Annotated in this window: 23 protein-coding genes, 1 tRNA gene and 1 pseudogene; 13 read left to right on the top strand and 12 right to left on the bottom strand. The window is 72.4% G+C overall.

Features of this window, described 5'->3' with window-relative positions:
* Window positions 1-76: 76 nt before the first annotated feature.
* The gene (gene msrA, locus B0I28_RS05160; RefSeq protein WP_106362751.1) at window positions 77-676 is read right to left on the bottom strand and encodes a peptide-methionine (S)-S-oxide reductase MsrA; all 600 of its coding nucleotides are present in this window, start codon (window positions 674-676) and stop codon (window positions 77-79) included.
* 65 nt (window positions 677-741) lie between these two features.
* Between msrA and B0I28_RS05165 the strand changes: the two genes are divergently transcribed.
* A complete protein-coding gene (locus B0I28_RS05165) occupies window positions 742-1,128 on the top strand; it encodes a VOC family protein (RefSeq protein WP_106362752.1) in 387 nt (128 codons plus the stop codon).
* Window positions 1,129-1,233: 105 nt separating this feature from the next.
* Here the strand turns inward: B0I28_RS05165 and B0I28_RS05170 are convergent, their stop codons facing one another.
* Window positions 1,234-1,497 carry a hypothetical protein gene (locus B0I28_RS05170; RefSeq protein WP_106362753.1) on the bottom strand — a complete coding sequence of 88 codons (264 nt, stop codon included), beginning with the start codon at window positions 1,495-1,497 and terminating at the stop codon, window positions 1,234-1,236.
* Window positions 1,498-1,591: 94 nt separating this feature from the next.
* Between B0I28_RS05170 and B0I28_RS05175 the strand changes: the two genes are divergently transcribed.
* From B0I28_RS05175 to B0I28_RS05185, 3 genes are all read left to right on the top strand, one after another.
* The gene (locus B0I28_RS05175; protein WP_106362754.1) at window positions 1,592-2,737 is read left to right on the top strand and encodes a cystathionine gamma-synthase; all 1,146 of its coding nucleotides are present in this window, start codon (window positions 1,592-1,594) and stop codon (window positions 2,735-2,737) included.
* A 51-nt stretch (window positions 2,738-2,788) separates the two neighbouring features.
* Window positions 2,789-4,156 (top strand): amidase, encoded by a 1,368-nt coding sequence (locus B0I28_RS05180; RefSeq protein WP_106362755.1) that lies wholly within the window; start codon window positions 2,789-2,791, stop codon window positions 4,154-4,156.
* Window positions 4,157-4,315: 159 nt separating this feature from the next.
* Complete coding sequence (locus B0I28_RS05185; protein ID WP_106362756.1) at window positions 4,316-5,488, top strand: thiolase family protein; 1,173 nt, start codon at window positions 4,316-4,318, stop codon at window positions 5,486-5,488.
* A gap of 19 nt (window positions 5,489-5,507) precedes the next feature.
* Here B0I28_RS05185 and B0I28_RS05190 read toward each other — a convergent pair whose 3' ends face one another.
* From B0I28_RS05190 to B0I28_RS05225, 8 genes are read right to left on the bottom strand one after another with little or no spacing between them, the layout of a single operon-like run.
* Window positions 5,508-6,317 (bottom strand): IclR family transcriptional regulator, encoded by an 810-nt coding sequence (locus B0I28_RS05190; protein ID WP_106362757.1) that lies wholly within the window; start codon window positions 6,315-6,317, stop codon window positions 5,508-5,510.
* Between the two features lie 34 nt (window positions 6,318-6,351).
* Window positions 6,352-6,783, bottom strand: coding sequence for a 4-carboxymuconolactone decarboxylase (gene pcaC, locus B0I28_RS05195; protein WP_245888889.1), 432 nt, complete (start codon window positions 6,781-6,783; stop codon window positions 6,352-6,354).
* The gene (gene pcaD / locus B0I28_RS05200) at window positions 6,780-7,640 is read right to left on the bottom strand and encodes a 3-oxoadipate enol-lactonase (protein ID WP_106362759.1); all 861 of its coding nucleotides are present in this window, start codon (window positions 7,638-7,640) and stop codon (window positions 6,780-6,782) included. Before pcaD ends, pcaC begins: the two co-directional genes overlap by 4 nt.
* Window positions 7,637-8,710, bottom strand: coding sequence for a lyase family protein (locus B0I28_RS05205; protein WP_106362760.1), 1,074 nt, complete (start codon window positions 8,708-8,710; stop codon window positions 7,637-7,639). The genes pcaD and B0I28_RS05205 overlap by 4 nt, the downstream gene beginning before the upstream one ends.
* A 12-nt stretch (window positions 8,711-8,722) precedes the next feature.
* Window positions 8,723-9,259 (bottom strand): protocatechuate 3,4-dioxygenase subunit alpha, encoded by a 537-nt coding sequence (gene pcaG, locus B0I28_RS05210; protein WP_106362761.1) that lies wholly within the window; start codon window positions 9,257-9,259, stop codon window positions 8,723-8,725.
* Entirely contained in the window at window positions 9,259-9,981 is a 723-nt protein-coding gene (gene pcaH / locus B0I28_RS05215; protein ID WP_106362762.1) for a protocatechuate 3,4-dioxygenase subunit beta, read from the bottom strand. Before pcaH ends, pcaG begins: the two co-directional genes overlap by 1 nt.
* A 20-nt stretch (window positions 9,982-10,001) precedes the next feature.
* Window positions 10,002-10,721 (bottom strand): CoA-transferase, encoded by a 720-nt coding sequence (locus tag B0I28_RS05220; protein ID WP_106363397.1) that lies wholly within the window; start codon window positions 10,719-10,721, stop codon window positions 10,002-10,004.
* A gap of 29 nt (window positions 10,722-10,750) precedes the next feature.
* Complete coding sequence (locus B0I28_RS05225) at window positions 10,751-11,560, bottom strand: CoA transferase subunit A (RefSeq protein WP_106362763.1); 810 nt, start codon at window positions 11,558-11,560, stop codon at window positions 10,751-10,753.
* Between the two features lie 215 nt (window positions 11,561-11,775).
* Between B0I28_RS05225 and B0I28_RS05230 the strand changes: the two genes are divergently transcribed.
* The 8 genes and pseudogenes from B0I28_RS05230 (at window position 11,776) to B0I28_RS05265 (ending at window position 17,134) form a co-directional block, all read left to right on the top strand.
* Window positions 11,776-13,245 (top strand): aldehyde dehydrogenase family protein, encoded by a 1,470-nt coding sequence (locus B0I28_RS05230; RefSeq protein WP_106362764.1) that lies wholly within the window; start codon window positions 11,776-11,778, stop codon window positions 13,243-13,245.
* A gap of 113 nt (window positions 13,246-13,358) precedes the next feature.
* Window positions 13,359-13,434, top strand: a tRNA-Ala gene (locus B0I28_RS05235).
* 449 nt (window positions 13,435-13,883) lie between these two features.
* Window positions 13,884-14,765: a sigma-70 family RNA polymerase sigma factor gene (locus tag B0I28_RS05245; RefSeq protein ID WP_106362766.1), complete on the top strand. Its 882-nt coding sequence runs from the start codon at window positions 13,884-13,886 to the stop codon at window positions 14,763-14,765.
* 80 nt (window positions 14,766-14,845) lie between these two features.
* Window positions 14,846-15,316, top strand: a complete 471-nt coding sequence (locus tag B0I28_RS05250; protein ID WP_106362767.1) for a carboxymuconolactone decarboxylase family protein — start codon at window positions 14,846-14,848, stop codon at window positions 15,314-15,316.
* Window positions 15,317-15,401: 85 nt separating this feature from the next.
* A complete protein-coding gene (locus tag B0I28_RS05255) occupies window positions 15,402-15,788 on the top strand; it encodes a DoxX family protein (protein WP_106362768.1) in 387 nt (128 codons plus the stop codon).
* Between the two features lie 239 nt (window positions 15,789-16,027).
* Window positions 16,028-16,159, top strand: a pseudogene (locus B0I28_RS28600) (IS701 family transposase); the annotation flags it as partial.
* A 58-nt stretch (window positions 16,160-16,217) separates the two neighbouring features.
* Window positions 16,218-16,547: a transposase gene (locus B0I28_RS28605; RefSeq protein WP_425433427.1), complete on the top strand. Its 330-nt coding sequence runs from the start codon at window positions 16,218-16,220 to the stop codon at window positions 16,545-16,547.
* The gene (locus tag B0I28_RS05265) at window positions 16,544-17,134 is read left to right on the top strand and encodes a hypothetical protein (RefSeq protein WP_106362769.1); all 591 of its coding nucleotides are present in this window, start codon (window positions 16,544-16,546) and stop codon (window positions 17,132-17,134) included. Before B0I28_RS28605 ends, B0I28_RS05265 begins: the two co-directional genes overlap by 4 nt.
* 621 nt (window positions 17,135-17,755) lie before the next feature.
* Here the strand turns inward: B0I28_RS05265 and B0I28_RS05270 are convergent.
* Complete coding sequence (locus B0I28_RS05270; RefSeq protein ID WP_106362770.1) at window positions 17,756-18,052, bottom strand: hypothetical protein; 297 nt, start codon at window positions 18,050-18,052, stop codon at window positions 17,756-17,758.
* A gap of 122 nt (window positions 18,053-18,174) precedes the next feature.
* Between B0I28_RS05270 and B0I28_RS27115 the strand changes: the two genes are divergently transcribed.
* Window positions 18,175-18,333: a hypothetical protein gene (locus tag B0I28_RS27115; protein WP_181245644.1), complete on the top strand. Its 159-nt coding sequence runs from the start codon at window positions 18,175-18,177 to the stop codon at window positions 18,331-18,333.
* 30 nt (window positions 18,334-18,363) lie between these two features.
* Here B0I28_RS27115 and B0I28_RS05275 read toward each other — a convergent pair whose 3' ends face one another.
* Window positions 18,364-19,239 (bottom strand): SDR family NAD(P)-dependent oxidoreductase, encoded by an 876-nt coding sequence (locus tag B0I28_RS05275; RefSeq protein ID WP_106362771.1) that lies wholly within the window; start codon window positions 19,237-19,239, stop codon window positions 18,364-18,366.
* Window positions 19,240-19,287: the final 48 nt, after the last annotated feature.

Raw genomic sequence — 19,287 nt, forward strand, 5'->3', positions numbered from 1 at the left:
TCCAGACGTCGGCGCCGACCGGGCCGGGCGGCCCGCGCAGCGTAACCGCCGCGCCCGCCCCGCCACGGGAGGCGCGTCAGCGGGGCGGCTCGACCCCGGTCCGGGCCTTGACGACGCCGACGGGGCACGAGAGGCCGTTGGGGCCGTGGTCGCAGTAGCCGTTCGGGTGCTTGTGCAGGTACTGCTGGTGGTCCTCCTCGGCGAGCCAGTAAGGGCCCGCGGGGCGGATCGCGGTGGTGATCGCGCCGAGCCCGGCGGCGGCGACGACCGGCGCGAACGCGGTCCGGCTCGCCTCTGCCGCGGCCTGCTGCCCAGGGGTCGTCGTGTAGACGACCGACCGGTACTGGCTGCCGATGTCGTTGCCCTGCCGCATGCCCTGCGTCGGGTCGTGGTGCTCCCAGAAGACCTTGAGGAGGTCCTCGTAGTCGACCTCGGCGGGGTCGTAGACGACCCGCACGGCCTCGGCGTGGCCGGTCAGGCCGGTGCAGACCTCCTCGTAGGAGGGCTTCTCAGTGTTGCCGCCCATGTAGCCCACGGAGGTCGTCCACACCCCCGGCACGCGCCAGAACAGGCGCTCGGCCCCCCAGAAGCAGCCCATGCCGAAGTAGGCGACGGCCGCATCGGGACCGGGAACGCCTTCGACGGGGTGCTTCAGGACCGGGTGCACGGTGCTCATCCGGCAAGTCTGGCACGCGCGAATTACAGGTGCCAGGCGTCCGACCGGGCCGCTACCGTGGACCGATGGTCTCGAAACTCAACCAGTTCACGTTCGACGCCCGCGACGGCTACGAGCTCGCGAAATTCTGGAAAGCGGTCACCGGCTACACCGAGCATCCCGACTACCCCAACAAGCCCGAGGAGGAGGAGAACTTCATCGGCCCCGGCGGCGCGCACCCGGGGCTCCTGTTCATCAACGTCCCCGAGGGCAAGACCGTGAAGAACCGGCTCCACCTCGACATCGCGCCGGAGCACGGCACCCGCGACGAGGAGGTCGAGCGGCTCCTCGCCCTCGGCGCCACCCTCTACGAGGACCACCGCGAGCCCGACGGCACCGGCTGGGTCACCATGCGCGACCCGGAGGGCAACGAGTTCTGCGTCGAGCGCTCCGACGCCGAGCGCGGCCGCTAGGACGACCCTGAACGCGACCGCGGGCCGCCCGTCACGGGCGGCCCGCGGTGCGAAGTCCGGTGGCGTCTCCTGCCGAAGAGGCCCGTCGGGGGCCTTTGCTCGAAGCTACTTCTCCGCGACGGCGTCGAGCTGGCCGTCGCCGTCCGCGTCGACGGCGGCGGTGTCGTACTTGCCGTCCCCGTCGTGGTCGATGAGCACGTGGTCGATGACCCCGTCGCCGTCCTTGTCGACCGCGAGGAGGTCCGCGGTGCCGTCGCCGTCGACGTCCACGTGGTACTCGACCGACCCGTCTCCGTTGCGGCGCACGCCGACCGTCTCGTCGACACCGTCGCCGGTGATGTCCATCTTGTGTACTTCGTCGAAGCCCATGAGGCATCTCCTAAGCAAGGAAGTGGTAAGTGTCGTCTGCACGATAGCGCGCCTATCCATAGCCAGTGGTACTCGCGTCGGCTAGCTTAGGGACATGCATGACGGTCACGGGTTTTCCACACGCGCCATCCACGCCGGTCAGGAGCCGGATCCGCTGACGGGCGCGGTAGTGCCGCCGATCTACGCGACCTCCACCTACAAGCAGGACGGGGTCGGGGGCCTCCGCGGCGGCTACGAGTACTCCCGGTCGGGCAACCCGACCCGGACCGCGCTGGAGACCTGCCTGGCCGCGATCGAGGGCGGCACGCGCGCGTTCGCGTTCGCCTCCGGCCTCGCCGCAGAGGACGCGATCCTGCGGGCGCTCCTGTCCCCCGGCGACCACGTCGTCATCCCCGACGACGCCTACGGCGGCACGTTCCGCCTGTTCGACAAGGTCGCCGTCCGCTGGGGCCTGCGGTACACCGCCGCCCCGATCACCGACCTGTCCGCGCTCACCGCGTGCATGAGCGAGGGCACGAAGATGGTGTGGGTCGAGACGCCCACCAACCCGCTGCTCAACATCGCCGACATCGAGCAGATCGCCGACATCGCCCACCGCCACGGCGCGATCCTGGTCGTGGACAACACGTTCGCGAGCCCGTACCTCCAGCAGCCGCTCGCGCTCGGCGCCGACGTCGTCGTCCACTCCACCACCAAGTACATCGGCGGCCACTCCGACGTCGTCGGCGGCGCCGCGATCGTCCGCGACGATGAGATCGCCGACGCGATCGCGTTCCACCACAACGCGATGGGCGCCGTCGCCGGGCCGTTCGACGCGTTCCTGACCCTCCGCGGCGTCAAGACCCTCGGGGTGCGCATGGACCGCCACTGCGACAACGCCGAGCGCGTCGCCGAGTTCCTCGCGGGCCACCCGAAGATCGCCGAGGTCCGCTACCCCGGCCTCGCCGAGCACCCCGGGCACGACGTCGCGGGCAAGCAGATGAAGCGCTACGGCGGCATGATCTCCTTCCGCCACAAGGACGGCGAGCAGGCCGCGGTCGACGTCTGCGCCCGCACCGAGGTGTTCACGCTCGGCGAGTCCCTCGGCGGCGTGGAGTCCCTCATCGAGCACCCGGGGCGCATGACCCACGCCTCGGTCGCCGGCAGCGCCCTGGAGGTCCCCGCGGACCTGGTGCGCCTGTCGGTCGGCATCGAGGACGCCGACGACCTCCTGGCCGACCTGCGCCAGGCGCTCGGCTGACCGCCGCCTCCCCCCGGTAGAGCCCCAGTCCCCCGCGAGAAAGGACGATCAGTGAGCTGGTCGGGAACCACTGCGCAGCAGATAGCGAAGGCGGTCCGGCGCGGCGACGCGGACGCCTCGGTCGTCGTCGACCACCATCTGCGCCGCATCGAGGACCACCGCGAGGCCGACGCCGCCCTCACCAGCGTCCGCAAGATCGAATCGCTCGCCGAGGCCGCGGCCGTCGACGACATCGAGAACCGCGACGCCCTCCCCGCCGCGGGCGTCCCCGTCGCGGTCTGCGAGCAGCTCCCGGTCACCGGGCACGCCCCGCGGCTCGGGTCCAACGCCGCGGTCCTGCCCATCGCCGACACCGACCACCGTGCGGTGCAGCGCATCCGCGGCGCGGGCGCGGTCGTCGTGGCCTTCGGGCGCTCCTCCGAGCTGGGGCTGTGGCCCGCCACCGACGACGACGGCAACGTCCCCGCCAACCCCTGGCGCCCCGACCGCGGCATCGGCGGCCCCTCCGGCGGCACCGCCCTCGCGGTCGCCACCGGCGCCGCCCCCATCGGCATCGGCCTCGACGGCCCCGGCTCCGCGGGCGGCGTCCGCACCGCCGCCGCGGCCTGCGGCATCGTCGCCTACAGCCCCGAGCACGTGCCCGCCGACATCAACGCCGACCCCGAGCACTGGCTCGGCGGCCACGTCGGCGTCATGGCGACCACAGTGGACGACGCGGCGCTGGCCTATGCGGCCCTGACGCACCGCTCCCCGCGCTCCACCGGCGATCCGGGGCGCCTGCGCATCGCCGCCACGAACTCCGCCCCGCTGCCCGCCCGCGTCGACGACGACGCCACCAAGTGGCTGCTCAAGGCCGTCCGGTCGCTGACCGACCTCGGCCACGACACCTTCCGCGCCAAGCCCCGCTTCGGCGCGCGCCTCACCCCCGCGTCGTCGGGCGCGTGGACCTGCGCCGCGTACCTCCGCAGCCTCAAGTGCGGGCCCGACGGGCTCCAGCGGCGCACCAAGCGCCTTGTGGCCGTGGGCGAGCGGACGTACCTCGGCGGCCTGTTCGGCGGCGTCCTCGGCGACGGCAACCGCGTCCGCCGCCACCTGGAGGACTGGTTCGACCTGGAGGACTACGACGTCCTCATCACCCCCGGCCTGCCCGCGGCCCCGCCCGCCGCCAAGGAGTGGTCCCTGGAGCCCTTGCGCTCCAACGTCACCCACCTCGCCTCGGCCGCGGCCTTCACCGCCCCGTTCAGCCTCGCCGGGCTGCCCGCCCTGGTCGTCCCGGTCGGCATGCGCTCCGACGGCGCCCCCGCGACCGTGCAGCTCGTCGGCCCGCCCGGCTCCACCGGCCGCCTCTTCGACGTCGCCGCCCAGCTGATCGCCAAGCTCCGCCCGCGCCGCTACGCGCCGGGCCTGAGCTGGGACTAGCCGGGACCCGCACCGACCTGCCCGGGCCGGACCAGCCGCTCCGCGGCTGGTCCGGCCCTCTTGCGAACCCTCCTCGGGTTCACTAATGTTCGCGATGTGCACACAGTTTCATCATGCGCACACTCAAATCGACCCTCCTCCGCGAACCCTGGGGCCGCCGTGAGCACCGCCTTCATCCTCGACGCCGTCCGCACCCCGATCGGCCGCCACGGCGGCGCGCTCGCGAAGGTCCGCCCCGACGACCTGGCCGCCAAGGCGATCGGCGGCCTCGTCTCGCGCCAGCCCGCTCTCGACCCGGCCGCGATCGGCGACGTCGTCCTCGGCAACGCCAACGGCGCGGGCGAGGACAACCGCAACGTCGCCCGCATGGCCGTCCTCCTCGCCGGGCTCCCGGCGAGCGTCCCCGGCACCACCGTCAACCGCCTCTGCGGCTCCGGCGCCGAGGCCGTCGTCGCCGCGGCCCGCGCGGTCGAGTGCGGCGACGCCGACCTCGTCGTCGCCGGAGGCGTCGAGTCGATGAGCCGCGCCCCGTGGGTCCTCCCGAAGACCGAGCGGCCCTTCCCGCGCGGCGGGCTCGAACTCGCCGACACCGCCCTCGGCTGGCGCCTCGTCAACCCCGCCATGGCCCCGCAGTGGACCGTGAGCCTCGGCGAGGGGGCCGAGATCCTCGCCGACGAGTTCGGCATCACCCGCGAGGCACAGGACGCCTTCGCCGCCCGCAGCCACCGGCTCGCCCACGCCGCATGGGAATCGGGGGCCTTCGCCGACGAGATCCTGCCCCTCCCCGAGCTCGACCGCGACGAGGCGATCCGGCCCGCGACCACCCCCGAGATCCTCGCGGGACTGCGGACCGCGTTCCGCGCCGACGGCACCGTCACCGCCGGGAACGCCAGCCCCCTCAGCGACGGCGCCGCCGCGCTGCTCCTCGGCGGCGAGCGGGCCGCCGCCGACCACGGCAAGCCCCTGGCGCGCATCGTCTCCCGCGCGATCACCGCCGTCGAGCCGCACCGGTACGGCATCGGCCCGGTCGCCGCCGCCGAACGCGCGCTCGCACGCGCCGGGATCGGCTGGGGCGACCTCGACACCGTGGAGCTCAACGAGGCCTATGCGGCGCAGTCGCTCGCGTGCCTCGCGTCGTGGCCCGGCCTCGACCCCGCGATCGTCAACCCGCAGGGCGGCGCCATCGCGATCGGCCACCCGCTCGGCTGCTCCGGCGCGCGGCTCCTCGCGACCCTCGCGTGGCGGCTGCGCCGCGACGGCGGGCGGTACGGGATGGCCGCGCTGTGCATCGGCGTCGGGCAGGGGATCGCGGTCGTCCTCGAAGCGGCCTAGGACGCAAGGGGACCGCGGGTCAGCCCCACTGGATCGCCATGTCGGCGAGGATGCGCGCGGCCGTCACCAGCAGCGGCGGCAGCAGGTCGCGGCGGGCCTTGTCGAGGTCGGTGCGGCTGGCGTGCGAGGAGACGTTCACGGCCGCGACGGCCTTCCCCCACTGGTCGCGGATCGGCACCGCGATCGACCGCAGCCCCTCCTCCAGCTCCTGGTCGACGAACGCCCACCCCTGCGCCTTCACCCGGTCGAGCTCCTCGCGGAGCTGCTCGACGTCGGTGATCGTGTGCGGCGTGAACGCCGTCAGCTCCATCGACTCCAGCATCTCGTCCAGCCGGTACCCCGGCAGGTCCGCGAGCAGCACCCGCCCCATCGAGGTGCTCGCGGCCGGGAAGCGGGTGCCGATGTTGATCGAGACGCGCATGATCCGCTGGGTCGCGACGCGGGAGACGTAGACGATGTCGGTCTCGTCGAGGACCGCGACGGACGCCGACTCCTGCACCTCGGCGACGAGCCGCTCCAGGTGCGGCTGCGCGATCTCGGGCAGCGTGAGGCTCGACAGGTACGCGAACCCGAGCTCCAGGACCCGCGGGGTGAGCGCGAAGTAGCGGCCGTCGAAGCGCACGTACCCGAGTTCGGTGAGCGTCAGGAGGAACCGCCGCGCGGTCGCGCGGGTCAGGCCGGTCTCCTTGGCGACCTCGCTGAGGGTCATCGCCTCGCGTTCGGCCGAGAACGAGCGGATGACGGCGAGCCCGCGCGCGAGGGTCTGCACGTAGTCGGAGTTGCGGGGCGCGCTCGTCGCCGCCTCGTCGCTGCCCGGGGTCTCCTGCATGGAATCACCCTATCCGTGGTCGGCCGCGGCGGCCTCAGCCGCGCTCGGCAGGGCGCGCATCCGGTTCCTGATCCGGCTCCGGTCCGGTACCGCAGTCCGCGGCGGCGTGCTCGGCGACGACGCCGCCCGCGAGGCGGAACGCCCGGTTCGCGCGGGGCAGCCCGGCGTAGACCGCGGTGTGGAGCAGGACCTCCTTCACGTCGTCGGCGCTGACGCCGTCGCCGAGCGCGGCGCGGACGTGCATCACGAGCTCGTCCTCGCAGCCCGTCGCGCACAGGACCGCGATGGTGAGCAGGCGCCTGGTGCGCGTGTCGAGGCCGGGCCGCGACCAGACGCCGCCCCAGGCGAACTCGGTGAGGAACGCCCCGAAGTCGCGGTCGAAGTCCGTGCGGGACGCGTTCGAGCGGTCCACGTGGGCGTCGCCGAGCACGGCCCGGCGCACCCGCTCGCCGTCAGAATCCGTCACGATCGGCCTCCCCGCGGTCCCGGGCCGCGCTCCGGGCGGCGCCCCTCGCTGCGGCCATGCCCCTCACGGGGCCCGTGCAGCTCGCTAAGTCCTTGTCCCTCACCGAGGAAGCCGATGACAGCGCGGTTGAACCAGTCGGGCCGCTCCGCGGTGAGCAGGTGCTTCGCGCCCTCGGCGAGGAGCGTCCGCGAGTCGGGGAGGTGCTCGTCGAGGAACGCCGCGTCGGCGGGGGTCGTGACCTCGTCGGCGGTCCCCGCGACGATGAGCGCGGGCGCGGCGATCCGGGCCAGGTCGGCGCGCTGGTCCATGGCGCCCAAGGCTTCGCAGCAGGCGGCGTAGCCCTCGGCGTCGCAGGCGTCGAAGCGGCGCCGGAACGCGGCCACGGTCTCCGGCTGGTCCTCGCCGAACGCCGGGGAGAACCAGCGGCCCATCGCCGCGCCGCTGATCGACGCGCACCCCTCGGCCCGCACCTGCTCGGCGCGTTCGCGCCAGCCCTCCGGCGTGCCGATCTTCGCTGCGGTCGAGACGAGGACGAGCCGGTCGATGCGCTCGGGACGGGTCGCGGCGAGCCGCAGCGCGACCGCGCCGCCGAGCGAGACGCCCGCGACGTGCGCGCGCTCGATCCCCAGATGGTCGAGGAGGTCGGCGATGTCGCCCGCAAGGTCGTCCACCGTGAGCGAACCGCCGGGCCCGGGCTCGAACGGCGTGCCGCCGTGCCCGCGGGCGTCGAAGCGCACCAGGCGGAACCGCGCGCCGAGCGGCGTCACCTGCGGCCGCCACATCTCCATCGAAGTCCCGAGCGAGTTGACGAGCACCAGCGGCGGCCCCGCGCCGTCGGTCTCGTAGTGGGGGATCATCCTTCGGCCTCCCGCAGGTTGCGTTCCATGACGTCGGGGTGGACCTGGAGGCCCTGCAACGACTCGCGCAGCCACGCCGCGGCGGACCCGGTGAGCCGCAGCAGGTCCGAGAGCGTCTCCCACTCGCTGTGCCACAGCCCCGGCGAGCGCTGGAGCTCCTGCGGCATCGCCGCGAACAGCGTCGCCACCAGGCCCGGCGTGCGCGCGGCGCACGCGCGGGCGCACGTCGCCGCGACCGGGTTGCGCTTGTGCGGCATCGACGTGGAGCCGCCGGGACGGCCCTCGCTCACCTCGCCGATCTCGTTCTGGCTCAACAGGATCACGTCGACCGCGACCTTCCCGCACGCCCCCGCCATCGCGGCCGCGACCGATCCGATCTGCACGACCGGGGTGCGGTCGGTGTGGATCCAGGCCCACGCCGCGTCGAGTCCCAGCAGCTCCCCCAACCGGGCGGCGATCCGGTAGCGGTCCCCGGCGAGCGGGTCCCGGGTCGCGCCGACCCCGCCCGGCCCGGAGTACGAGAGCCGGTACTCCAAGTGCGCCTTCGACTTGCGGGCGTTCGCCAGGATCACCGCCCAGGTCTCCGCGGCGCCGCCGAAGGACACCGGCTCCGCCTGCTGGAGCAGCGTCCGGCCGTTCATCTCCAGGTCCGGATACCGGTCCTTGAAGGAGCCGGCGGCGCTGATGCAGCGCCGGTAGTCATGGTGCAGGCGCCGGATCGCCTCCTTGGCGACCAGCATCATCGCCGTGTCCATGGCGTCCTGGCTGGTCGCGCCGAAATGGACCGCGTGGCGGTGCCGCGCGGGAACGCGCTCGCGGAGCGCGTCGACCACGCCCGCCACCGGATTCCCGATCGCCGCCGCCGAGTCCGCCGCCGCGCCGAGATCGAATCCGCCCCCCTCGATCGCGGCAGCGACCGCGCGGGCCGCCTCGGGATCGAGCGCCCCGACGTCAGCGGCCGCTTCCGCCAGCGCGCCTTCGAAGCGGAGCAGCGCGTCCAGCCATGCCCGGCCCGAGACCGCCTCCGCGGCCCGGCCGCGGGAGAACACTGCGTCGAAGAGTCCGGTCACCGCGCTATCCCCTCACACATCGAAGAACACCGTCTCGTCCCCGCCTGTCTCACCAGAGCCTTGGAGGCGGATGTCGAGGCGGAGGCCGTCGCGGTCGGGGACGGCGATGAGGGTGTGCCGCCGGTCGTTCGGGACTTTCGCGAGGACCGGGTCGTAGGCGTTGAGGGGCTCGTCGGGGAAGTACATGCGGGTGTGGAGGTGGAGGAGCAGGCCGCGGGCGTGGACGAGGAACGCGAGGTGGGGCGCGCAGCCGTCGCCGGTGGCGCCGGGGCGGACGGTGGTGAACGCGAAGCGCCCGGCGGGGGCGGTGGAGCAGCGGCCGAAGAGGCCGCCGACGCGGCCGTGCGGATCGGCTTGCAGCACTTCGACGAGCGCGTCGGGGACGGCCTCGCCCGCGCCGTCGCGGACCGTTCCGTGCACGCGGAGGTCCCCGTCCGGGACGATGACGGGCCCGCCCGGGTAGGGGAGTGCGAAGCCGTAGAACGGCCCGATGGTCTGGGCCGGGGTGAGCGGCTGCTCCCGGACCTCCTCAGCGTTCCGTTCCGCCATCAGGCCCCGCCGTCTCCGGGGAGGTCGTGTTCGAAGACCGTGCGGTCGGGGCCGCGCAGGACGATGTCCCAGCGGTACCCGGTGGCCCACTGGTCGACCGTGGCGTCGAGGTCGAAGGCCGCGACCATGCGTTCGCGCGCGGCCGGGTCGGTCACCGACTGCATCACCGGATCGTAGGGGAAGAGCGGGTCGCCGGGGAAGTACATCTGGGTGATCAGGCGCGCGGCGAACGCGGTGCCGAAGAGCGAGAAGTGGATGTGGGCGGGGCGCCAGGCCTTGTCGTGGTTGCGCCACGGGTACGGGCCGGGTTTGACGGTGGTGAACCGGTAGGTCCCGTGCTCGTCGGTGAGGCAGCGGCCCACGCCGGTGAAGTTCGGGTCGAGGGGCGCGTCGTGGGCGTCCTCGGCCTGCGCGTACCGGCCGGAGGCGTTGGCCTGCCAGACCTCGACGAGTTGCCCGGCGAGCGGCGTGCCGTTGCCGTCGCGGACCTGCCCGGTGACGACGATGCGCTCCCCCAGCGGGGTCCCGTCGTGCTGGGCGGTGAGGTCGGCGTCGATCGGGCCGATGGGGCCGGTGCCGAGGAACGGCGCGGTCAGCTCGGTCTCGGGGTCATGGAGCGGGACGAGCGGCAGCTTCGGGTGGCGCAGGGCCGTCGACCTGTAGGCGGGGAAGTCGCGGTCGGGGTGGGCGCCGCGGCCGTCGCGGCGCAGGGGCTCCGCCATGTCGGCGCTCCTTTCGTGGGTCAGGAGGTCAAGGCGCGCAAGGCGTCGAGCTCGGCGCGCGTGGGCGGCTCGGTCGCGGTCAGGTCCGGTGCGACGCGCAGGGGCCAGCCGGTGCGGGTGCGGGCCTCGGCGGGGTCGACGCCCGGGTGGACGCTGACGAGCACCAGTTCCCGGGTGCCCGGATCCGGTTCGAGCACACCCAGGTCGGTGATGACCTTGACGGGCCCGGCGCCGCGCAGGCCGAGGCGCTCGCGGGCGCCGGGGCCGTCGCCGTGGCCGACGGAGGTGGTGAAGTCGAGCCGGTCGACGAGGATCCGCGGCGTGTGGCGGACGACCACGATCGTCTCCTTGCAGGACGCGGCGATCTCGGGGGCGCCGCCGGCGCCGGGGAGGCGGACCTTCGGGCGGGCGTAGTCGCCGATGACGGTGGTGTTCAGGTTCGCGTACCGGTCGAGTTGGGCCGCACCGAGGAAGCCGGTGTCGATGCGTCCGGGCTGGAGCCAGTAGTTGAAGATCTCGGCGCTGGAGACGACGGTGTCGGCGGTCTCGGCGAGCGAGCCGTCGCCGATCGACAGGGGCGGGCGGGGCGGCTTGGAGCCGATCGTCCCGGACTCGTAGATGAGGACGATGCCGGGTGCGCAGGTCGCGCGGGCGAGGTTCGCCGCGAGCGAGGGCAGGCCGATGCCGACGAAGCAGGTCCGCTTCCCGGCGAGCGCGCGGGCGGCCGCGACGGTCATCATGTCCTCGGCACTCGGCCCGGAGCGGTCGTTCACTCGGCCTCCAGGACGTTCGCGTCGATCCAGGCCCGGAACGCGTCGCGGTCGCGGCTGACGGCGTCCCAGTCCCGGTAGAAGTCGTTGTCGCGCTCGGTGTACCCGGCCGCATAGGAAGGCGCGGCGCCGCCGGGGACCTCGCAGACCCAGTCGATCACCCAGTGGGGCAAGAAGACAGCGCCGGGCACGGGTGCGAGGACGTCCACGACCTCCTCGACGGTGACGACGCTGCGGCGGGCGGCGAGCACGGCCTCCTTCTGGGCGCCGACGATGCCCCAGAGCTGCACGTTCCCTTCGCGGTCGGCGCGCTGGGCGTGGATCACCGCGACGTCGGGGTTCAGCGCGGAGACGGCCGTGAGGCGCTCGCCTGTGAAGGGGCAGGTGATGGGGGCGATGGAGTCGGTGACGTCGACGAGGTCCGTCCCCGCGTACCCGCGCAGCACCGCGAACGGCAGCCCCGACGCACCCGCGACGTAGCGGTTCACCAGCCCCGCATGGGAGTGCTCCTCGATCGCCAGATCGCGCGGCCAGCCGTGCTCGACGGCGTCCCGCAGCCGGTGCAGCGACCCCACCCCGGGGTTGCCGCCCCACGAGAACACCAGCTTCGCAGCGCACCCCGCGCCGATGAGCTGGTCGTAGATGACGTCGGGAGTCATCCGGATCAAGGTCAGGTCCCGCCTGCCCTGCCGGATCAGCTCGTGCGCGGCCGCGTGCGGGATCAGGTGCGTGAAGCCCTCCATGGCGACGGCGTCGCCGTCCCGGACGGCGGCGGCGAGGGCTTCGGGGAGGGCGGTCAGCCGCGCCATGGGCCTCCTCCAGGGAGTTCGGTATGCGAACGAACGAAGCATACACGAACATCTATCGTTTTCCAACGGCCGCGCAGCCGCTCCCCTTGCCTCGCATGCCCGATCCCGATAGGATGCTTGCGTTCACATGTCGAACATTGATCCGCAAGACGAACACTCCCCGGTACCCTCTCGGCCCCCGCACTGCCTCCCCCACGCCGACAGGAGCGACGACGATGTCAACCGAACTCCCTTCCCCCGCTTCCCTCCTCGACCCCGCGGTCTGGGACTCGCGCCGCTTCGACGGCGCCTGGCGCCCCGCCGACACCGTTCGGCCCGTGGTGGAACCGGCCACGGGCGCGGTCCTCGCGCACGCCGCCGTCGCGTCCCCGGCGGACATCGCGGCCGCCGCGAGCGCCGCCGCGGCAGCGCAACCCGATTGGGCGGCAACGCCGTTCCACGTCCGCGCCGCGGTCCTGCGCCGCGCCGGCGACCTCTTCGAGGCCCACGCGGCCGAGATCCACGAGTGGCTCATGCGCGAGTCCGGGGCCGTCCCGATGAAGGCGGGCTTCGAGACCCATGTGGCCGCGGCCGAATGCCACGAGGCGGCGGCGCTCGCGTCCGCGCCGATCGGCGAGCTCCTCCCGTCGGAGTCGCCGCGCCTGTCGATGGCGCGCCGCGTCCCGGTCGGCGTCGTCGGCGTCATCGCCCCGTTCAACGCCCCCTTGATCCTCGGCATCCGCTCGGTCGCCGCGGCCCTCGCGCTCGGCAACGCGGTCGTCCTCAAACCGGACCCGCGCACCGCCGTCTGCGGCGGCGTCGCCATGGCCCGCGTCTTCGAGGAGGCGGGCCTGCCCGCGGGGCTCCTCCACCTGGTCCCCGGCGGGCCCGACGTCGGCGAGGCGATCGTCACCGACCCGAACATCCGCGTCATCTCCTTCACCGGCTCCACGCGCGCCGGGCGCGCGGTCGCCGCGGCGGGCGGGCGCCTGCTCAAGCGCGTCCACCTGGAGCTCGGCGGCAACTCCGCGCTCCTGGTCCTCGACGACGCCGACGTCGAGGCCGCCGCGAGCGCCGCGGCCTTCGGCTCGTTCTTCCACCAGGGCCAGATCTGCATGACCGCGGGCCGCCACCTCGTCCACGAGCGCCTCCACGACGCCTTCGTCGACGCCCTCACCGCGAAGGCCGCGGCGATGACCGTCGGCGACCCGTTCACCGACAAGGTCGACCTGGGCCCGGTCATCGACGCGGGCCAGCGCGAGAAGATCCACGCCCTGGTCCACGCGGGCGGCCAGGTCACGACGGGAGGCAGCTACGAGGATCTGTTCTACCGCCCCACCGTCGTACGCGCCGCCGACGACGCGACTCCGGTCTGGCGCGAAGAAGTGTTCGGCCCGGTGGCGCCGGTCCGCACGTTCACCTCCGAGCAGGAAGCCGTGCACCTCGCCGCGGCATCGGACTACGGCCTGTCCCTCGGCATCATCACCCGGGACGTCATGAAGGCCCTGGACCTCGCCGAGCGCATCCCCACCGGCATCGTCCACATCAACGACCAGACCGTCGGCGACGAGGCCCACGCCCCCTTCGGCGGCGTCCGCGCCTCCGGCACCGGCGCCCGCTTCGGCGGCCGCACCGCCAACACCGAGGCCTTCACCGAGACCCGCTGGATCACCGCCCAGTCCCGACCGGGCCCCTACCTCTGGTAAACCCCCAGCTCACCAACGTGACCCGCATCTCGAACCCCTCCCCGGCCCCGCCCCCGAACCCTGTGTAAACTAGTCCCGGTTCCAAGGTCTACGACCTCTGGAACGCCAATCAAGGGGCTTTGGCGCAGTTGGTAGCGCGTTTCCATGGCATGGAAAAGGTCAGGGGTTCGAATCCCCTAAGCTCCACCATTTTGAGGCATACCACTTCTGACCAGGTGAAACAAGTTCGGATTTTGAGGTTCGGGACCAAAATTCCGACAGCGCAGTCGAAAGCGGCCATCGAATCGATGGCCGCTTCTTCGTTGGAGCGGTGGGCTGCCTGGTCTTTCTCTCGGACGCGCAGTCGTTGCCGCTGCTCGGCAGGGAATCTCGACTGCTTGCGGTGGAGGTGGGTGCGCCATCGATGCCAAGGTTCTTGAGGTCTGAGCTCTGCCGCCGGATCATTCACTACGTGGCCATGCTAGATCTCAAGCGGCACAACGAAATACGGCTGTCGTGCTAGCACTCCATCCGTGATTCGCGAGGTTCATGGTTCTGGCGTCGGAAGCAGATTCTGGCGCGTCGCATGATGGTCGGTTACCTTGGCGGCGCGGAACTCGTCATCTCTATGACGGAGTCCGCACAGGGAAGGTAACGACATGACCGAATCAGGTACGCCCGAAGCGCTGGCGGGGGCGTTCGAAGAGCAGCGCGAGCGCTTGGTGGCAGTCGCCTACCGGATGCTGGGGTCGCGGGCGGATGCCGAGGACGCCGTGCAGGAGGCCTGGATCCGGCTGGCGCGGCAGGAGCATGCCTCGATCGACAATCTGGCCGGATGGCTGACCACCGTGGTCGGCCGGGTCTGCATCGACGCCCTCCGCTCGCGCACAGCCCGGGCCGAGCTGTCGTACGACGATCGGCTGCCGGAGCTGGTGGTGACCGTGGACGGCGGGCCGACGCCCGAGGACGACGCGATGCTCGCCGAATCGGTCGGGATGGCGCTGCTGGTGGTGCTCGAAACGCTCACGCCCACCGAGCGGCTGGCGTTCGTCCTGCACGACATGTTCGGGGTGACGTTCGCCGAGATCGGGGAGATCATCAGCCGGTCGGCCGACGCGTCCAAGATGCTCGCCAGCCGGGCCCGCCGGAAGGTGCGGGGCGCGTCGCTGCCGACCGAGGAGCGGCGGCGGCAGCGCGACGTGGTCGACGCGTTCATCGCCGCCGGCCGCGCCGGGGACTTCGAAGCGCTCGTCCAGCTCATGGACCCGCAGGTCACCTGGCGCACGCTGCACCCGCAGGGCGTGCTGACCACGGTCGGGGCGGCCGAGGCGGCCGACTCGGTCGTGCGCGGCATGAAGTCGATGACTTCGTCGCTGGCGGTCATGCTCAACGGCGAGCCCGGGTTCGTGGCCTGGGGCGCGAACGGGAAGGTCCTCGGCGTTGCGGCGTGCACGGTGGTCGAGGGCCGGATCGTGGAGCTGCTGACCGTGAGCGACCGCAGGCGCCTGGACGCCATGGGGCTGCCCGCCCGGCCCGAATAGGCCGCTCGCCGGGGTTGTTACGTCTCGGCGGTTTGCTTCGTCGTAGTGGTGCAAGCATCCGAAGACGAAGGAGACCCGACATGGAACAGCGGATCAACCCGATGGGCAACGAGCTCGGCGCGAAGTGGGCGAAGTACATCATCTCGTCCAACAAGGTCATCGCCGATTCGTCGCTGCCGAAGGGGTTGCAGGAGCTGGTGAAGATCCGCGCCAGCCAGATCAACGGCTGCGGCGGCTGCCTGGACATGCACACCAAGGACGCCGCGGCCGCCGGTGAGAGCGCGGTGCGGATCAACCTGGTCGGCGCATGGCGGGAGACGACCGTCTACACCGACGCGGAGCGGGCGGCGCTGGAACTGACCGACCAGGGCACCCGCCTGGCCGACTCCAGCGGCGTCACCGACGAGGCGTGGGCGAACGCGGCGAAGCACTTCGACGAGGACGAGCTGATGGCCCTGGTCGCCCTGATCTGCGTGATCAACGCCTTCAACCGGCTGAACGTGATCACCAAGACCCCTGGCGGCGCGTACCAGCCCGGCCAGTACGCCTGACGCCCGCACTCCCCCCAGGTTCGCGGGCGGACCGGGTAATCAGGTCCGCCCGCGGCCCCTCAGACATCTTGCTCAGGAGGAAACCATGAACATCGCACTGTGGATCACCGCCGGCCTGATGGCCGCCGTCTACCTGCTCTCCGGCTTCGGGAAGCTGTTCGTCCCCAGGGAGAAGATGGCCGCGATGGGCGCCGCCTCGCGCTGGGTCCTCGACTTCCGGCCCAACACTCTCAAGGCCATCGGAGCGCTCGAAATCCTCGGCGCCACGGGCCTGATCCTGCCCGCCCTGCTCGACATCGCGCCGATCCTGGTGCCCCTGGCGGCGAGCGGCCTGGCGATCATCATGATCGGCGCCGTCATCGTGCGGACCCGCCGCGGCGAGACCAAGGCCGCGCTCGGGGACGGGGCCTACCTCGCCGCGACCGCCTTCATAGCGATCGGTCGCTTCGCTCTTGAGCCCTTCACCGGCTGACCTGCTTCCCACCGCGCGGGCGAGCCCGCGCGGTCTCCTTCTCACCCATCCGTGATGACTACTGCGGCAGATGGAATTCGGGCGCAGACAGGAAGAGCTGCTCTCGTATGATTCGTGTTGCGCGGCAAGAAGAGACGAGTGCGGCCGCTGAGGCCAGGATATTTGAGGGAGCATTCGCGGCCGCCGGGCAGGCGGTGTTCGACGCGATGGCGGACCTGTTCGGCTCCCGGCCTTGCCGGATGAGCGCTGGTGACTATGTCACCGGGCTGCTGGCGAGTCTGGAGCGGAAGAACTGCGTGACGATCGCCGAGTGGGCCGGGCATTCCAGCCCCGACCGGTTGCACTACCTGCTTGAACGCGCGGTCTGGGACGAGCGGGAGCTGCGTGCCAGGATCGGGGCCCTCGCCGTCGAGCGCCTCGGCGGCGAAGGTGTGCTCGTTCTTCGACGAGACTGGCGATCTCAAGAAGGGCCGCTGGTCGCTGGGTGTGGCCCGGCAGTACACCGGGACCGCGGGCCGGGTGGAGAACTCGCAGGTCTCGACCTGGGCAGGGCCGCTTCATGGTTCGCTCAACCAAGGTCACGACTGCAGCGAGCGCCGTGAGGACGGCGAGGAGGGCGAGGCGCCCGGGTTGCCGCCAGTCCAGGTGGGGGCGTGCCGATCGGCGGTTCTGCAGGGGCCGTTGCGGGTCGGCTCCGATACGCTGGAAGCCGACCCACCCCTTTGGAGCACCTCTTGCGGCATCTCACCTCGGTCATGACGGCGTTGGCAGCCGTGCTCGCTCTGGCCGCCTGCACCTCGGACGAGCCGGAGGTCCCGGCGGCCGAGGAGGCGGCCGGGCCGCCGTTCGACATCCTGGCCTTCTGCGCGGCCCCCGCGGCGGTCGAGGCCGCTCCGGAGTACGTCCCGGGCGGCGAGAACGTCACGCAGTTCCTCCTCGGCGAGACCGCCTGGGGGAACAGCTTCGGGCCCGAGGTCGATCCTCCCGAGTACCCGTACCCGGGGGTCTGGACCGAACAGGACCCCGCGCTCGTGGTCTGCTCCGAGTACGTCGAACCGCCCGAGGAGACCGACTGCGGCGCATACGGCGAGGTCGGCACGGACCCGCTCCAGGGCGGGTGGGTCTACGTCACGCTGCAGTCCCACCATGTGGCGGCGCGGATCTACGAGGCCCGCACCGGGGCCCTCCTCGAAGAGCGGACCGTCGAGGCCTCCACCGAGTGCCCGGAGGAGGTCGACACGACCAACGCGTTCGTCGGCGGCACCACCGAGGTCGAGAGCGCCGTCGCCGAGTCCCGCGAGGTGTGGGCGCTGTTCGCCGACTACGTGAACTACGCCGGGCACTGACATCAGCGCACGACGGCGCCAGCGGGCCGGCTCTCCCAGACCTGGCAGGCCGGCACGTCGAGGCTCCAGCGGACGGATCGGCCGTGCCGCTGGGCCGCAACGAGGCCCGCGCGGCACAGGCCGCAGCCCGACCCGAAGGAACGCCCGGTTCGCCGGCCCCGGCATCGCGGCGACCGCGGTCCGGCGGGCCGCGTCCAAGGCACTCGACCTGATCGCCGAGGGCCTGGCGCGCACCGGGCTCCCGCTCGGCCCGGTGCCCGTCACCGTGATCGAGGTCCTCGCGAGGACCGCAGGGCGCACCCGGCTCGCGACCCGGACCGCGTAGCCGCACGCGGCCACCGCCCGACCGGGGCGTGTCGTCTTCGCGACGCACGCCTGTCCGCGGGTTGCCCTGCGGCCCTACGGTTGCGGAAGGGACACGTGGAGATTCGTCTTCGACCTCCTGACCACCGTCGCGACCGTCGTCGGGCTGACCGGCGGGCTGGTCGCGGCGTACATGGCCTACCGGACGTACCGGCTGGAAGTGCGGCGCGACCTGGAGCGGGAGAAGGCGCAGGAGCGTTCGCAGGCGGACCTGGTCTCGGCGTGGTGGGCCGAGCGGTCCGGGCAGTTCGGGATCTTCTACCTGAACGCCTCCAAGGTCCCGGTCCACAAGGTCAGCCTCTCGGTGCACTCCCCCGACGACCCGAACATCGAGGTGCGGTTCCCGCTGCCGATCATGCCGCCGAACTCCGAGCCCGGCTTCGTGCCGATCGACATGGAGGTGCCGAAGCCGCAGTCGTGCGAGGTCGAGGCGCTGTTCAGGGACGCGTCGACGGACTGGTGGCTGCGCAACCGGGAGGGCACGGTCTCGAAGATCGCCTCCGAGGTGGTGATCTGGAGCGGGGAGTCCCGCCGGAAGTCCTTGCAGCCGTTCATCGAGACCTTCCTCAAGCGGTACGGCGTCAAGCCGGAGTTCCGGACCGGCCGGATCGAGCGCGGCCCCGTCACCGCCGCCGGGAACCCCCTCCGGCATCGAGACGACCCTCAGCGGCGACGCCGTGGACGAAGCACTCGCGCTCACCGCCCGGGACGTCGCCGGCCTGCTCCTCCGCGCCGTCGACAACCAGGACCTGTACTACCCCGGCACCACCGAGTCGCTCGCGCTCGTCGCCGCCCTGGACGACTACGCCATCGCGTGCGACGACGTCGGGCGGTGAGCGAATGCCGTGCAAGGAGGACGCTCCGTCTCACTCCGGCATGCCTGTCAACTGTGCAGTCCGTTCCCAGAGGCGGTCGCAGCGTTCGGGGTCGGTGGTGTGGGGCGCGGTGGGGACGGGTGTGCGTTTGACGTAGAAGCGTCCGGTGGTCGATGCCAGTGCCGGATCGGTTGCGAGCCAGGTGGGGGTGTCGGCGCCGACGTCGGGGCCGCCGGGGGAGACCAGGGCCGAGGCTGCGGCGAACGCGCGGAGGGCGCCGCGCATGGTGCCTTCGCCGAGGCGGGTGCCGCGGATGATGCCCGGGTGCGCGCCGTTGACGGTGATGCGGGTGTGCTTGAGCCTTCGGGCGAGGGCGTAGACGAGCATGGCGTTCATGTTCTTGGTGCGGGCGTATGCGGTGGCCGGGCGGAGGCTGGGCAGGCGGCCCAGGGCGCGGAGGTCGCGGCATTCGAGGTCGTCGAGGTCGACCGGCATGGGGGCCAAGGCGCGCGGGGAGGCACCGACGATCACGAAGCGCGCGGGGCGGTCCCCGATCGGCTCGATCAGCGAGCGCAGGAGGACGTAGGGCGCGAGGTGGTTGACCGCGAGCGTGCGCTGATGGCCTTCGGGAGTCCGGTCGTCGGGGTCGGCGACCACTGCGGCGTTGCTGACCACGATGTCGGGCGGCGCCTCGGCGAGGCGGCCGGCGAGGGCGCGCACCTCGCCGAGCAGCGCTAGATCCGCCTGCTCTGCAAGCAGATCGGCATCGGGGACGGCCGCGCGGATGCGGGCGCCCGCCTCGTCGAGGCGGCGCGTGCTGCGGCCGACGAGGACGACCCGCATTCCTGCGGCGGCGAGATTGCGGGCGATCGCTTCGCCGATGCCGGAGGTGGCGCCGGTGACCACGGCGTTCATGGTGTCGGACATGGGATTCGGTCCTTTCCGTTCGCGGCGGCGCCGCATGGTAGGTTGACA

It is taken from the genome of Glycomyces artemisiae, from assembly GCF_003002955.1.
Taxonomy (GTDB): domain Bacteria; phylum Actinomycetota; class Actinomycetes; order Mycobacteriales; family Micromonosporaceae; genus Glycomyces; species Glycomyces artemisiae.

Excerpts from the sequence above, each read along its gene's own strand:
- msrA (WP_106362751.1), bottom strand. The coding sequence starts at position 676 with ATGAGCACCGTGCACCCGGTCCTGAAGCACCCCGTCGAAGGCGTTCCC.
- B0I28_RS05165 (WP_106362752.1), top strand. The coding sequence starts at position 742 with ATGGTCTCGAAACTCAACCAGTTCACGTTCGACGCCCGCGACGGCTAC.
- B0I28_RS05170 (WP_106362753.1), bottom strand. The coding sequence starts at position 1,497 with ATGGGCTTCGACGAAGTACACAAGATGGACATCACCGGCGACGGTGTC.
- B0I28_RS05175 (WP_106362754.1), top strand. The coding sequence starts at position 1,592 with ATGCATGACGGTCACGGGTTTTCCACACGCGCCATCCACGCCGGTCAG.
- B0I28_RS05190 (WP_106362757.1), bottom strand. The coding sequence starts at position 6,317 with ATGCAGGAGACCCCGGGCAGCGACGAGGCGGCGACGAGCGCGCCCCGC.
- pcaD (WP_106362759.1), bottom strand. The coding sequence starts at position 7,640 with ATGATCCCCCACTACGAGACCGACGGCGCGGGGCCGCCGCTGGTGCTC.
- pcaG (WP_106362761.1), bottom strand. The coding sequence starts at position 9,259 with ATGGCGGAACGGAACGCTGAGGAGGTCCGGGAGCAGCCGCTCACCCCG.
- pcaH (WP_106362762.1), bottom strand. The coding sequence starts at position 9,981 with ATGGCGGAGCCCCTGCGCCGCGACGGCCGCGGCGCCCACCCCGACCGC.
- B0I28_RS05220 (WP_106363397.1), bottom strand. The coding sequence starts at position 10,721 with ATGATGACCGTCGCGGCCGCCCGCGCGCTCGCCGGGAAGCGGACCTGC.
- B0I28_RS05225 (WP_106362763.1), bottom strand. The coding sequence starts at position 11,560 with ATGGCGCGGCTGACCGCCCTCCCCGAAGCCCTCGCCGCCGCCGTCCGG.
- B0I28_RS05230 (WP_106362764.1), top strand. The coding sequence starts at position 11,776 with ATGTCAACCGAACTCCCTTCCCCCGCTTCCCTCCTCGACCCCGCGGTC.
- B0I28_RS05245 (WP_106362766.1), top strand. The coding sequence starts at position 13,884 with ATGACCGAATCAGGTACGCCCGAAGCGCTGGCGGGGGCGTTCGAAGAG.
- B0I28_RS05250 (WP_106362767.1), top strand. The coding sequence starts at position 14,846 with ATGGAACAGCGGATCAACCCGATGGGCAACGAGCTCGGCGCGAAGTGG.
- B0I28_RS05255 (WP_106362768.1), top strand. The coding sequence starts at position 15,402 with ATGAACATCGCACTGTGGATCACCGCCGGCCTGATGGCCGCCGTCTAC.
- B0I28_RS05265 (WP_106362769.1), top strand. The coding sequence starts at position 16,544 with ATGACGGCGTTGGCAGCCGTGCTCGCTCTGGCCGCCTGCACCTCGGAC.
- B0I28_RS05270 (WP_106362770.1), bottom strand. The coding sequence starts at position 18,052 with ATGAACGGCTGCAAGGACTTCCGGCGGGACTCCCCGCTCCAGATCACC.
- B0I28_RS05275 (WP_106362771.1), bottom strand. The coding sequence starts at position 19,239 with ATGTCCGACACCATGAACGCCGTGGTCACCGGCGCCACCTCCGGCATC.